11 protein-coding genes and 1 pseudogene are annotated in these 12,316 nt (G+C 72.5%); 1 reads left to right on the top strand and 11 read right to left on the bottom strand.

Annotated features, from left to right (window positions below):
- Positions 1 to 5: 5 nt before the first annotated feature.
- The 6 genes from ACFWYS_RS09425 to ACFWYS_RS09400 all read right to left on the bottom strand — a co-directional run bounded on the left by ACFWYS_RS09425 (position 6) and on the right by ACFWYS_RS09400 (position 6,356).
- Complete coding sequence (locus ACFWYS_RS09425; protein ID WP_384765321.1) at positions 6 to 1,040, bottom strand: rod shape-determining protein; 1,035 nt, start codon at positions 1,038 to 1,040, stop codon at positions 6 to 8.
- A gap of 306 nt (positions 1,041 to 1,346) precedes the next feature.
- Positions 1,347 to 1,469, bottom strand: a complete 123-nt coding sequence (locus ACFWYS_RS09420) for a hypothetical protein (protein ID WP_384765319.1) — start codon at positions 1,467 to 1,469, stop codon at positions 1,347 to 1,349.
- Positions 1,466 to 1,855 (bottom strand): CU044_2847 family protein, encoded by a 390-nt coding sequence (locus ACFWYS_RS09415; protein ID WP_384765317.1) that lies wholly within the window; start codon positions 1,853 to 1,855, stop codon positions 1,466 to 1,468. The genes ACFWYS_RS09420 and ACFWYS_RS09415 overlap by 4 nt, the downstream gene beginning before the upstream one ends.
- 121 nt (positions 1,856 to 1,976) lie before the next feature.
- Positions 1,977 to 3,431, bottom strand: a complete 1,455-nt coding sequence (locus tag ACFWYS_RS09410; protein WP_384765316.1) for a carboxyl transferase domain-containing protein — start codon at positions 3,429 to 3,431, stop codon at positions 1,977 to 1,979.
- Positions 3,428 to 4,885, bottom strand: a complete 1,458-nt coding sequence (locus tag ACFWYS_RS09405; protein ID WP_384765314.1) for an acyl-CoA synthetase — start codon at positions 4,883 to 4,885, stop codon at positions 3,428 to 3,430. The genes ACFWYS_RS09410 and ACFWYS_RS09405 overlap by 4 nt, the downstream gene beginning before the upstream one ends.
- A gap of 73 nt (positions 4,886 to 4,958) precedes the next feature.
- Positions 4,959 to 6,356, bottom strand: a complete 1,398-nt coding sequence (locus ACFWYS_RS09400) for an SLC13 family permease (protein ID WP_384765312.1) — start codon at positions 6,354 to 6,356, stop codon at positions 4,959 to 4,961.
- A gap of 229 nt (positions 6,357 to 6,585) precedes the next feature.
- On the opposite strand from ACFWYS_RS09400, the gene ACFWYS_RS09395 reads away from it, so the two are divergent.
- Positions 6,586 to 7,293 carry a FadR/GntR family transcriptional regulator gene (locus ACFWYS_RS09395; RefSeq protein ID WP_384765310.1) on the top strand — a complete coding sequence of 236 codons (708 nt, stop codon included), beginning with the start codon at positions 6,586 to 6,588 and terminating at the stop codon, positions 7,291 to 7,293.
- A 108-nt stretch (positions 7,294 to 7,401) separates the two neighbouring features.
- On the opposite strand, the gene ACFWYS_RS09390 is transcribed toward ACFWYS_RS09395, so the two are convergent.
- The 5 genes and pseudogenes from ACFWYS_RS09390 to ACFWYS_RS09370 form a co-directional block, all read right to left on the bottom strand.
- Complete coding sequence (locus ACFWYS_RS09390) at positions 7,402 to 8,028, bottom strand: acyltransferase family protein (RefSeq protein ID WP_384765308.1); 627 nt, start codon at positions 8,026 to 8,028, stop codon at positions 7,402 to 7,404.
- A gap of 82 nt (positions 8,029 to 8,110) precedes the next feature.
- Positions 8,111 to 8,665: pseudogene (locus ACFWYS_RS09385) on the bottom strand (acyltransferase family protein); the annotation flags it as partial.
- A complete protein-coding gene (locus ACFWYS_RS09380) occupies positions 8,662 to 11,049 on the bottom strand; it encodes a glycosyltransferase (protein WP_384765306.1) in 2,388 nt (795 codons plus the stop codon). The gene ACFWYS_RS09380 and the pseudogene ACFWYS_RS09385, both read right to left, overlap by 4 nt.
- A gap of 287 nt (positions 11,050 to 11,336) precedes the next feature.
- Positions 11,337 to 11,774, bottom strand: coding sequence for a VOC family protein (locus ACFWYS_RS09375; RefSeq protein ID WP_384765304.1), 438 nt, complete (start codon positions 11,772 to 11,774; stop codon positions 11,337 to 11,339).
- Positions 11,775 to 11,832: 58 nt separating this feature from the next.
- Positions 11,833 to 12,276, bottom strand: a complete 444-nt coding sequence (locus ACFWYS_RS09370) for a helix-turn-helix domain-containing protein (protein ID WP_384765301.1) — start codon at positions 12,274 to 12,276, stop codon at positions 11,833 to 11,835.
- Positions 12,277 to 12,316: the final 40 nt, after the last annotated feature.

The following is a 12,316-nucleotide window of genomic DNA, read 5'->3' as shown; positions in this document are numbered from 1 at the left end:
GCGGCTCAGATGGCCGTGTCCAGCTCCAGTGGCTCGATCTTGCCCTCCAGCATCGTGCCCAGGCCCTGCACGGCGCAGATGTCGGGCCGCTCGGCGATGTTCACGGGCATGTTGGTGGCCTGGCGCAGCATCTGGTCGAAGCCGGGCAGCAGCGCACTTCCGCCGACCATCATGATCCCTCGGTCGGCGAGGTCGGCGACCAGATCGGGCGGGCAGTCGCGCAGCACCTTGCCGATGCTGTCGAGGACGGCGGTCAGGGGCGTCTGGATGGCGTCCCGTACGGCGGCGGTGTCGACCCGGACACTGCGGGCCAGGCCGGTGCAGACGTCGCGGCCGTGGATCTCGGTGGAGGTGGGGCCGTGGGAGGTGAGCCCGTTGCCGGACAGCGCGAGCTGCAGGGGCCGTACGTTCTGGCTGGGCAGCATGAGCTCGTGCTCGTGCCGCAGGTGCTGCACGATCGCGTGGTCCACGGCCTCGCCGCCGCCGCGGACGCGCTCGGCGGCGACGATGGCGCCCAGGGAGAGCACGGCGACCTCGGTCGAGGCCGCCCCGCACACCATGATCATGCTGGCCTCGGGCTGCTCCACGGGCAGTCCGCAGCCCACGGCAGCGGCGATGAGGGTGTCGACCAGATCGACGTGCCGGGCCCCGAGGCCGACGAGGGTCTCTATGGCGGCACGCTGGGCGAGCGGGTCGGCGTCGTGCGGGGTGCAGGCCGCGGCGCGCAGGAACGGCTTGCGGCGCAGGGCGCGGCGGATCTTGTCGCCGAGGAGGTGCCGCAGCATCCGCTGCGCCATCTCGATGTCGACCACGGTGCCGCCGGAGACGGGTTTGACGACCCGGATGTAGTCCGGGGTGCGGCCGGTCATCCGCTCCGCGAACTCGCCGACCGCGATGAGGGCGCCGGTGCGGGTGTTGACGGCGGCGCAGGAAGGCTGGTCTACGACGAGTCCGGAGCCCTTCACATAGACGCGGGTCCTGGCCGCCCCCAGGTCGACGGCGAAGTGGCAGCGGCGAAGCTGCTCCAGCGTGGCGGTCATGGGGGGTCCTCCCGAAAACGCAGACCATGGGTCCGCCGGGTGGGTGGCGGGCCTCGCTTGGGGTGTGGGGTCGTGTGCGGGGCCGGCGTTCGGCGGGCCTCCTTTGCATCGATCGTGCGGGCGGCCGGGAGGGGGCGCCTTTCGGAGGGGGCCGGGTGGGGTGCCGCTGAATGGGGGGTTCTGCTTCTGATGGGGTGTCAGTCCCGCGTGTCGGGTTCCGCGGAATGCGCGGCGTCGAGTATGGGGCGCGGGTGCGGCACGGTGAGATACGCCGTGTCGACGGGGTGCGGCAGCAGACGGCTGAGGTCAGGGCGCCCGGCTCGGGGCGGTGGCGGGCCATGACGTGGCCGGGCGGCATCCGGCCGGTCCGCCGCCCGCGCCGACCTCGCCTCCGCAGACGATCCGGGCGTGCCGGGCGACGCCGCTCATGACTGTCCGGCGGGCTCCTGATCCGCCGCGGCCCTGGCTTCCCGATCCGCCGAAGCTCTGGCTCCCTGGTCAGCCGGGGACCGGTCCGGGGCCCAGCTGAGTTTCACCACCAGATGGCCCTCCGTGGTCCCTTTGGCGATGACGGCCCCGGCCTCCGCGGTGAGCTTCACGCCGAATTCGAGTTCCACGGTGTCCGGCTTCAGGGAGCCGTCCCGGAAGACCCGCAGCGCGGACTCGGCAGCCGCGCGGACGCCGTCCAGGGCGCTCTCGAAGGTGCGCGCCGCCCGGGCCGGCCCGTCGCCGCCGCGCGACACGAGACGGGCGCCGTGCTCGTCGTCGACGCCCTCCACGACGACCCGGGCGCCGCCGTCGGTCTCGAACTCCATCAACCCGTCCATGGCGCCGCCCGCTTCCCCCGTGGTGTGACCTCGCAGAACTCCATTGTTACGGACGTCACTTGGAGATGTCCCGGATTCCTCTGCGCGGGATTCGCGGAGCGTGGCGACGTCAGTCGCCTCCCGGGGCGCCGACGATGCCCCGTACGACCCCCAGCTCCACCAGGTCCTGCGGCCGTACCCGGAGCTGATCCGCCGTCGCCTCCACCTCCCCCGCCTCCCGCTTGAGGATCGCCGCCGCCAGCTCCGGTGCGATGACGGAGAAGTAGCTGTCCGGCGTGGCCCAGGTGTTGCCGGGTGCCGCGAGCGCCAGCGCGCCGCCCGAACCGCCCTCGCCGATCAGCAGCGTCGTGATCGGGACGCGGGCGGCGGCCACCGCGCCGAACAGGTCCGCGATCGCCGCGCCCGCGCCCTGCCGCTCGGCCTCCGCGTCGTTCGCCGCGCCCGGCGTGTCCACCAGGGTCAGCACCGGGATGCCGAGCCGGTCCGCGAGGCGGATCAGCCGGGCGGCGGTGCGGTAGCCCGCCGGGCGGGTGGCGGTTCCGGTCTGGGCGGCGTAGGCGACGGTCCGTCCCTCGTGCTCGCCGAAGCCGCAGAGCATGCCGTCGGGGTCTGCGCCGCCGCAGCGGTCGCCGCTGATCGCTACGCGGTGGGTGAAGTAGGCCGCCAAGTAGGCCTCTGCGTGCGGGCGTTGGGGGGAGCGGGCGCGACGGACGGCGTCCCAGCCGGTGGTGGGACGGTCGTGGGTGCCGAGGGCGGCGGGCAGGGGGGCCGGGGCCGAGTGCTCCGCATGTGCCGCAACAGGTTGTGGGTCGTGTGCGGCGCCATCGTGGCTGGTCGCGCCCGCGCGGCGGCAGCCGCAAATCGATTGCAGCCCCGCGGCCCTTGAGGGCGTTGACAGCAGGCGGAGCCACAGGGCCAACGTCCGCCGTAGGTCCTTGGGTGCCACGATCGCGTCCACCGCCCCCGCCGTCAGCTGGGCCTCCGCCGTGTACGCCGCCGGGTCCGCGTCGGGTGGGCGGACCCGGGAGCCGGCGAAGCCGATCTGGGCGCCCGGGAGGGCGAGGGTGACGTCGGCGCCCGCGCCGAGGGTGGCCCAGCCGCCGCCCGTCGTCGGGTCCCGGAGCACCGCGATCTGCGGCAGCCCGGCCTCCCGGGTCAGCGCCGACTGGCGGGCCACGCGCTGGAGTTGGGTCAGGGCGAGCATGCCCTCCTGCATCCGGCTGCCGCCCGTGGCCACCAGCGGGACGACGGGCAGGTGGTGGGCGCGGGCGTGGGTGTACGCCGCCTCCAGCCGGTCACCTGTGCGTTCGCCCAGCGAGCCGCCCAGGAAACCGAACTCGAACGCGATCAGGACCGCGCGCGTGCCCCCGACGGTGCCGGTGCCGCAGACCACCGACTCCTGCTCGCCGGTCCGCTCAGTGGCACGGGCGCGTGAGGCGTCGTAGCCGTCCCAGGCGAGGGGGCCGTCGGGCCCGGACTGCCGTTCCGGGTAGGGGAGTTCGGTGAAGCTGGAGTCGTCGGTCAGCAGGGCGATGACCTGGCGTGCCGCGAGCCGTTCCGTCATGAGGTCAGCGCCCGCTTCATGATCTTCCCCATGTCGTTGCGGGGGAGGGAATCCAGGTAGCGGACCGTGCGCGGCCGCTTGTGCGGTGCCAGACGGGAGGCGACATGGTCGGCCAACTCGCCCGCGTCAGGCGGCGACTGGGGATCGGCGGGCACCACCCACGCCACGATCCGCTCGCCCAGATCCGCGTCCGGCTCCCCGGTGACCGCCGCCTCCCGCACTCCCGGGTGCTCCAGGAGCGCGTTCTCGATCTCGCCAGCCCCGATCTTGTAACCCCCGCTCTTGATCAGGTCGGTGGCCTTCCGGCCGACGATACGGACGTAGCCGTCGGGATCGCGCACCGCCATGTCGCCGGTGCGGAACCAGCCGTCCGCCGTGAACGCCTCCGCCGTCGCGTCGGGGCGGTTGAGGTACTCGGTGAACAGGTTCGGGCCGCGCACCTGGATCTCGCCCACGGTTTCGGAGTCGTACGACGTGATCGGCGACCCGTCCTCCTCCACCAGCCGCAGCTCCACACCCGGCAGCGGCACGCCGACCGTACCGGCCCTCGGTTCGCCGTCCGCGCGGATGCTGGTGTTCATCAGCGTCTCCGTCATGCCGTACCGCTCGATGACCCGCTGTCCGGTCGCGGCCGTGATCCGCTCGTGGTCGTGCACGGGCAGCGCGGCCGACCCCGACACCAGCAACCGGGCCCTGCCCAGCGCCTTCGCCAGCTCCGGTTCCTCGGGGAGCGCCTGGGCGATGCGGTGGTACATCGTCGGCACGCCGAACAGCATGGTCGCGCCGCCGGTCAGCTCGCGCGTCACGCCCTCCGTGCCGAAGCGGCCGAGATGGCGGACCGATCCGCCCCGGCGCAGCGGGCCCAGGATGCCGAGGACCAGGCCGTGCACATGGAACAGGGGCAGCCCGTGGACGAGGACGTCGTCGCCGGTCCACTGCCAGGCGTCGGCGAGCGCGTCCAGGGTGGCGGCGATCGCCCGGCGCGGGATGACGGCGCCCTTGGGCGGGCCGGTGGTGCCGGACGTGTAGACGACCAGGGCGGGGTCGTCATCACCGGCCGGTGCGACAGCCTGCTCGTCGGGGCGGGGGCCGGCCGCCCGTACGTCCACGTCCAGCCGCTCCAACTCCCGCAGAGGAGGCGGGAGTTCGTCATCGGGCGCAGCCAGTACGAGGCTCGGTGCGCTGTCCGACAGGATGTGCCCCAGCTCCTTCTCCCCGGACTTCGGGTTGAGCGGCACGGCGGCGACACCGGCCTCCAGCGCCGCCACCACCGCCACGGCGGTCTCCAGCGCCGGGGTCGCCCAGACGGCCACTCTGCCCGTCCCGCCGATCCGCGCCGCGAGGGCGCCGGAGGCGGCGCCGAGTTCGCCGTACGTCAGGGAACGGTCGCCGAACCGCAGGGCGGGCCGGTCGGCCGCCCGGCTGCCGGTCAGGGCCGGGAAGAGAGAGGACACGCGTCGTACTCCTTAACTGTTCAACGGACACCGGGAACTGTTCGACGGACACCGAGGGGTGTCGTCCACCGACCTACCCCCAGCCCGGCACGACCATCACCAGCCACACCACCGCGGGTACCACCGCCACCACGATCCCTCCGTACATCATCAGCTGCCGGAAGAAACGCTCACGGTCGACGTCCGGTGCCGCGGCCAGCACCAGCGCGCCGTTCGTCGAGAAGGGGCTCACGTCCACGACCGTCGCCGACACCGCGAGCGCCGCCACCATCCCGACCGCCCCGATCTCGCCCTGCGCCAGGAACGGCACGGCCAGCGGGATGAGCGCGCCCATGATGCCGACGGACGAGGCGAACGCCGAGACGATCGCGCCGATGTAGCAGAGCAGTACGGCGGCCAGCAGCGGTACGCCGATGCCGCTGACGCCCTCTCCGGCCCAGGTGATGGTGCCCATCTCGTCCAGTACGCCGACGTAGGTCAGCACACCGCAGATCAGCAGCACGGTCGGCCAGGCGATCTCGCCGACCGCCTTGCGGCTGTCGTCCGGCCAGACGGTGCTGAGGACGACGGCGAGGGTGATCGCGGTCAGGCCCGCGTCCAGGTCGAGGACGAGGACGGCGACCACGAGGGCGACCAGGGAGAGGAGGGTGGCGATTCGGGGTGGGGTGAGGGGGAGAGGGGCGGTGGGGGCCGGTTCGCGGGTGGCGGTCGCGGTGGTGGAGGGGGAGGGGTGGGTGCCTGGATCCGCCGTGGCCCCTGTGCCGGTCGGTTGTGGCTGGTCGCGCCCGCGCGGCGGTAGCCGCACATCGATTGCAGCCCCGCGCCCCTGAGGAGCGTCTCCCGCGCCCTCGGCGAGTGAGCCCTGTCGCCATAGCCGCAGACCCCCGCATACGACGAACACCACACCTGCGATGACGAGGTTGACGATCAGGGACGCCAGGAACAGCGTGACCTCGTTCCCCGGCAGCTTCTCGCGCTCGACGATGCCGTTGACGATCGAGCCGTAGATGCTGATCGGGGAGAAGCCGCCGCCCTGCGCGCCGTGGACGACCATGGCGCCCATCAGGAGCGGGCTGATCCGGTAACGCGCCGCGAAGCTCAGGGCGATCGGTGCGACGATCGCGACGGCGGCGGGGCTCACGGCGCCGATCGCGGTGAGTGCGCCGGTGAGGGCGAACATCACCCAGGGGATGAGCGCCACCCGGCCCCGGACGAGCCGGACGGAGGCGTGCACCAGCCAGTCGGTGGTGCCGTTGGAGCGGGCGATCGCGAAGAGGTACGTGACGCCGACGAGGACGACGAATAGGTCGCCGGGGAAGCCGGCGAAGATGCCGTCCGCGTCGAGGCCGGCGACGAGCGTGCCGACCGCGAAGGCGGCGGCGAAGGCCAGCGCGCCCATGTTGACCGAGCGGGTCGTGGCGATGACGAACACCACGGCGAGGACGAGGATCGAGATGAGTTCGGGGGACATACGGGCTCCCGTCTTTGGGTCCCGGAGCTGTTGGGGGGAACGGCGGCAGTGGTCAGGGCGGTGATCAAGGCAGTAGCGGCGCAGTGGCCAAGTGGCTGAGCCAATTTGGCCTGCTGGCTGGATAGCGTGGGGTCGGCGGAGGGCGGCGTCAAGGGTTCTGGCGGAAATTGGCTCAGCCACTCTGCCACCTGACCGCCCGGTGTTACGCTCCCGGCGAGAGGGGGAGCCCGTGACCGACGCCCTGCGCCCCATGACCAAGCAGCGCCTCTACGAGCAGGTGCTCGACCGGCTGCGTTCGTACGTCGCCGAGGGCGGCCTCGGCGCCGGGGACCGGCTCCCGACCGAGCGCGACCTGGCCCAGCGGCTCGGGGTCAGCCGGGCCTCCGTGAAGCAGGCCATCGTGGTCCTGGAGGTGCAGGGCCTGGTGGAGGTGCGGCACGGGGGCGGTACGTATCTCGTGCGGGACAGCCTCGACGTGGAGCCGGTGGAGCGCATGGTCGAGCGCCGCCGACGCCTCCCGGACGTCCTGGAGGCCCGTGAGGCCCTGGAGACCAAACTCGCCGAACTGGCCGCCGAACGCCGCACGGAGGAGGACCTCGCGGCGATGCGCTCGGCTCTCGCGCACATGGCGAAGGAGATCGAGGACGACCACCACGGAGTGGAGGGCGACCGGCTCTTCCACGCAGCCGTCACCGCCGCCGCGCACAGCAGCATCCTCGCCGAGTTCATGCGCTCCATCGCCGGCCAGATCGCCGAGAGCCGCACCGAATCCCTCCGCCAGCCCCACCGCCCCGCCCGCTCCCTCGCCCAGCACCAGGCCATCCTCGACGCGATCGCCGACCAGCGCCCGGCGCAGGCGGCGGCGGCCATGCGGCGCCATGTCCGTACGGTGGCGAAGGTGCGGTTGCTGGACTGGGAGCCGGAGGACGAGCGCTAGACGCGACACAGAGTTCCGCTCGCTCATTGCTCATCGCCCACGGCCATGACGCCGTGACGCCGCTGCCCCCGGTCGGGACAGCGGCGTATCGAAGGCCTCTCGGCCGGCTCACCGCACGGCGGGCTCAGCTTCCCGCTGCGGGACCGGCACCGGCACCGGCACCGGCACTGGACCTGGCTCCGGATAGAACTCCCGCGGGCGGCCCTTCTTGTCTCGCAGACCCACCAGCAGGCTGCCCGGATACTCCACCGCCCAGTAGCTCACGGCGGCGACCAGCACTCCGGCCGCGACGACGAACAGCACGGCCAGCGGGAAGCCCGCCTGGGAGCGGGGCAGAGCGCCGGAGTCGTACAGGGCCAGCATCAGGGGTTCGTGCCAGATGTAGAGGCTGTAGCTGACCAGACCCACACCCGTCAGCCAGCCCGAGCGCAGCAGGGCGTGCCAGCGGGGGCGGGCCGTCGTGCGGACGTGGAGGGTGGCGTAGAGCAGGGCGAACCAGAGGAGCGCGGCCAGGGGGTGGTAGTAGGTGTGCCAGGTGTTCTCCGGGTCGGAGTGGTACGACAGGGCGTACAGGCCGACCGCCGAGGTGACCGCCAGTGCCGTCGCCGTACGGGCGCCGATCCGGCCCCGTTCGCCCAGTGCCACCAGCAGTACCGCCAGGGCCATCCCGGCCGCGAAGCCGCCCAGGCGGGCCTGCGGTCCGAAGTAGACGGGCCAGTTTGGTGTGCGGGACACCGAGGGCGTGGTGGGCGACGGCGATCCAGGCCACCGGCGCCAGATAGAGCGCCGCGCAGCCCGACGCGCACAGCAGCACACGGGCTCGGCGGGTGCGCAGGCGCCGGCAGACGCGGATCGCCGGCGGGCCGACGGCGATCAGGGTGAGATAGAACGCGATCTCCAGCGACAGCGACCACGTGGGGCCCAGGGTGTAGAAGATCCGCTGCTGGTCGAAGACATGCGTGAACGTGAGGTGTTCCAGCAGGTCGCGCCAGTCGCCGGGCAGGGACGGGTTGCGCAGGGACCAGACCAGCAGGACCGCCAGGACGTAGAGCGGGAGGATCCTCGCCGCCCGGCGGAAGAGGAAGTCCCGGCGCGGGCGGGTGCGGTCGTCGCCGTCGATCGCGGCCCGGGCGTAGGAGAGCGTCAGCAGGTACGCCGACATGACGAAGAACAGGTCGATGACCTCCAGGGAGATCAGCGCCCCGAGGTAGGGGTCGTCGACCGGCGGGTGGGAGCCCTGCGCGTCGTAGACGTAGTACTGCTGCCAGACGTGGAAGACGACCGTGCTGAGGGCGGCCAGGCCACGGAAGCCCTGGAGTTCGGTGCTGCGGGAGGGCTTCAGGGGGCGTGGTGGCTTCGGGGTGTTGGTCACTGGCCGCTCACCGCCTTCGCCGGAGCCGTGGACCCCGCCGTCGCCGCCGCGCGGGGCGTCACCCTCCAGCGGCGGTCTCCCAGCAGCTCCCTGAGGTGTGACTGGCGGGCCACGATGTTCTTGAAGTGGGTGTAGAAGACGGTCGAGATCAGTGCGTGCAGCCAGAACCAGCCGCGCCTGCGCCGCAGTTCGGGCACGGCGAGGCGGCCCGCGAACCCCGTCTGCACCAGGCCCGCCGAGAGGGTGAAGGCGAAGGCGACGAGACAGGCCGGGGTGGCCCAGTTGATCTGGTCCGCGCCGCCCGCCCGCAGGGCCGAGTGGAGGAGGATCGGGAGGATCTGGAGGGAGAGCCACGGCTGGACCTCGCGCCAGCCCAGCAGGACCGCTAATCCCGCCTTCTGACGGGGCGTGAAGGACGGGTTGCGCAGGGCCTGCCGGAGGTGGCGCAGGGAGACCTGGAGCCAGCCCTGGGCCCAGCGTGAGCGCTGGTTCCACAGCGGCTTGAGGCGGGTGGGCGCCAGCTCGCGTGAGATCAGGGTCCGGTCGGTGGCGATACGGGCGCCCTCCGTCAACGCGCGTAGCGTCGAGTCGATGTCCTCCGTCAGCATCGAGCCGTGCATCCGGGTACGGGCCAGCAGGTCGGTGCGCCAGAAGCCGTTGGAGCCGCCGAAGATGCCGAAGCCGTACAGACGGGTACGGCCCGGGTGGCTGACGGAGTAGATCGCCTCGAACTCGGCGGCCACCTGCCGGGCCACCCAGGAGCTGTCGCCGTTGCGGATCACGCAGTGGCCCTGGACGACGTCGTAACCGTTGGACAGCCAGTCCCAGGCGTGCCGGAAGGCGTCCGGCGCCGGGTGGTGGTCGGCGTCGAAGATGCCGACGAACTCGCCGCGCACCCGGCAGACGGCGGCGTTGACGTTCTGCGCCTTGGAGGTGCTGCCGGCCACCGGGAGCAGCACCAACCGCGGGTCGCGGAGGGCGATTTCACGCAGTGTGTCCTCGACCGGCAGCGCGTGGGGCGTGTTGTAGGCGAGGACGATCTCCAGGTCGCCGGGGTAGTCCAGGCGCAGGAAGGACTCGACGGTGTCGACGATCGTCGCGGCCTCGTTCGGCAGGTAGGCGGCGATGACGGCGCTCGCGGGCGGGTACGGCTGCGCGGGCGCCCGGGGCCGGGCGGGCGCGTCCAGCGCGAAGAGGCATTCGAGGAGGATCAGGGAGGCGGAGAGGATCAGTCCCGCGACCACCACCCAGTAGACCGCCGAGGCGACGTCCCAGCCGAGCACCGCGTACGCCTGCTCGTACAGCGCGAACGGCACGCCCACGCCGATGAGCAGTGCCAGCAGGGGCGAGAGGGCCAGCAGGAGGGGGCGTACGACCTGGCGGGGGCGGCGGCGCGGGGTGGTGGCCCGCATCCAGGGCTCGTAGCGGACGGGGCGCAGGTCGCGGTGGCGCAGGGCCTCGGCCACGGCGTCGCCCGCCCGGTCGACGGCGCGGTCGTCTGCGCGGTCGTCGGTAGGGTCTTCCGCGTCGGTGAGGGGGAGCCAGCCGACGGCCGGGGTCAGCCGTACGTTCTCGTCGGCGACCACGAACCGGGTGCCGGCCACGGTGGTGGCGAACTCCTGGAGCGCACGGCGAGCGGTCTCCTCGTCCACGCCGGGCATGAGGACGAGCAGCCGCCCCTCCTCGTCCCGGCCGAGCCGGTTGCTGCCGTTGCCGAGCCGCTCGGCGACCGCGGCGAGGCGTTCGGCGACCTCGCGGCGCACCCGCGCCCCGAACCGTTCCACCAGCGCGTCCGCCTCGGCCACGCCGACCACCGCGAGGACACCGGCCCGCCGCCCGGGACGGCTTCCGGGGCGGCGCAGTTCCCGGTCGAGCTCGGCGCGGAAGTGGGGCGCGGAGTACAGGCCGGTGAGCGGGTCGAGGGCCAGCCGGTCGACGGGGACCGGGACGCGGTGCAGCTTGGCGGCGATCCGGGCCGACAGCTCGACGGGTTCGGCGGTCTCGGACAGACAGTCGTCGGCTCCGCCGCGCAACAGGCTTGCCACGCCCGCGGGTTCACGGTCGGCGGTGACCATGACGAGCGGCAGGACCTGACCTTGAGGTGCGGTGCGTATCTCCCGTACGACGGCCAGGGCCTGTTCGACGCCGCCGTGGCCGTCCAGGGCGACGATCGCGTCCGGCGGGGTGTGCTCGACGCTGCGACCCACCTCGCCCGGGGCGGCGTGGGTGACCGCGTAGCCGGTGGATTCGAGGGTGCGGGTGAGCCGTTCGCGTCGGGGGCCGGGGGTGCCGACCGCGAGGACACGGCCTTGCGACGACCCGTCGGTCGGCGGGCAGGCCGGACTGTTCCGGGGCGCGGGTGCGCGCCTCAGTTCGGTGTGCATGTATGAGGGTCCAATCCTGTTCGGATGTGGGGGGAGGACCTTTTGTCGCTACGTAGCCTCACCGAGCGTCGTGACGCCACACCTGCGGCGGTGTAACACCTTGATTGCCTTTGCGTGCCCATGCCAAGGAGGTGGGGGGAATTGCGTGACCGAGTGTGAGAGCAACGGGCAGTGCGGAACGGGCGGCGGGCATTCTCCGTCCGGCACCTGGTCGGCCGGCCGTACCTTTCGCCCGAGAAGCCGGCGTCGCCGCCAAGCCGCTCGGCAACCGGCGCAACCGGCGAGCCTCAACCCCGTTCCGGATCGAACTCCATCACCTGGGTGAGCCGGATGTTGTTGCCCGACGGGTCCCGGAACGACGTGTCGATCCCGTACGGCTGTGCCGTGGGCGGGTCGTTGAACTCGACGCCACGGGCGGACAGTTCGTCATACGCGGCCTTGCAGTCGTCGGTCTCCAGGAACAGCGTGCCGCCCGCCCCCTTGGCCACCAGGTCCGACAGCTGGGAACTGCTCGCCCCGTCCAGCATCGGCGGCCCCGGCACGGGCATCAGCACCAGCGCCGGACCGTCCCCGCCGGGCGGGGCGACGCACAGCCACCGGAAGCTCCACGCCTCCATCGTCACGTCCGCCCGGACCTCCCAGCCGAGCTTCTTGGTGTAGAAGTCGAGCGCCGCGTCCTGGTCGTGGACCCAGAACTGGGCATTGGCGATCTTGATCGTCGTCATGGCTGCTCCCTCGTCGGTACCTGGATCGGTCACCTGGATCGGTCACCTGGAATCGACGCTAGGCAGCCGGCAATCCCGTGTCTTCTCGAAACGTGCGGTTCCGCGGTCGTCCGTAGGCCATCGCCACACAGCGGGGGATGCGCACATGCCGCGCGGCGGGCGGGTGCGCCGCCCGGTAGGCCTGCGGGGTCGTCCCGTACATCCTGCGGAAACTCGTGGTGAACGACCCGATACTCCGCGCCCCGACGGCGACGCCGACCTCGGCCACCGTCCAGTCGGTCGCGAGCAGCAGGGCGGCGGCCCGTTCCAGGCGACGGGTCAGCAGGTACTGGTGCGGCGACTCACCGAACGCCGCCCTGAAGCTGCGGCTGAAGTGGGCCGGGGACAGCGCGGCGGCCGCGGCCATGTCGGCCACGGTGAGCGCCTCGCCGTAGCGGGCGTCCGCGAGATCCTTGGCGCGGAGCAGATGACGCGCGATCGGAACATGTCCCACGGGACCCATTGTGCGACCGCCGCGCAGGCAGCCAGACCGGCAGACCGGC

It is taken from the genome of Streptomyces sp. NPDC059010, assembly GCF_042740355.1.
Taxonomy (GTDB): Bacteria; Actinomycetota; Actinomycetes; order Streptomycetales; family Streptomycetaceae; genus Streptomyces.
Note: the sequence above shows the minus strand (reverse complement) of the source record. Positions and strands in the feature narration are given on the sequence as shown.